Here is a 384-nt window from a genome sequence, read left to right as displayed (position 1 = left end):
TTTTTAGTGTTAGTGTTTTTTCTTATATCATATCTCAAATCCAGATAAAAATTTAGGATGTCGATGCAGACAAAATCTGCCTGATCAACACCCTGTTTTTTATTGTTCCAAGTTATCGAGCCAGTCATCGAAACTCTTCTTAGAGATGCGATACTTTCCGCCATCCAACTGGATCCACCGGAATTCCTTTTTCTTTAAAAGGTTATAAATAGTAGGTCTGCTGACTCCTAAGATTTCCTGTAACTCTTGAACTGTATAACATCTTTTTTCTGACATTTCTTTATCCTCTTTTCTTTGAAATATGAAAGAAAAATTATCCCTTCATATAACGAAACGCTCAGAGCATGTTTTACAGTGGTCAAAAGCAAATTTTTTTACTTTTTT

The 384-nt window shown here is 33.3% G+C and carries 1 protein-coding gene; it reads right to left on the bottom strand.

Annotation, left to right across the window (positions count from 1 at the left end; genetic code table 11):
- Nucleotides 1-99 precede the first annotated feature (99 nt).
- On the bottom strand, nt 100-276 hold the full coding sequence (locus tag LIR34_RS17680) for a helix-turn-helix domain-containing protein (protein WP_003864535.1): 177 nt from the start codon (nt 274-276) through the stop codon (nt 100-102).
- Nucleotides 277-384 lie beyond the last annotated feature (108 nt).

The organism is Blautia sp. MSK17_66 (assembly GCF_020538025.1).
Taxonomy (GTDB): Bacteria; Bacillota; Clostridia; order Lachnospirales; family Lachnospiraceae; genus Blautia_A.
Note: the sequence above shows the minus strand (reverse complement) of the source record. Positions and strands in the feature narration are given on the sequence as shown.

Bases quoted from the DNA above. Each gene is read 5' to 3' on its own strand.
- LIR34_RS17680 (WP_003864535.1), bottom strand. From the start codon at position 276: ATGTCAGAAAAAAGATGTTATACAGTTCAAGAGTTACAGGAAATCTTA.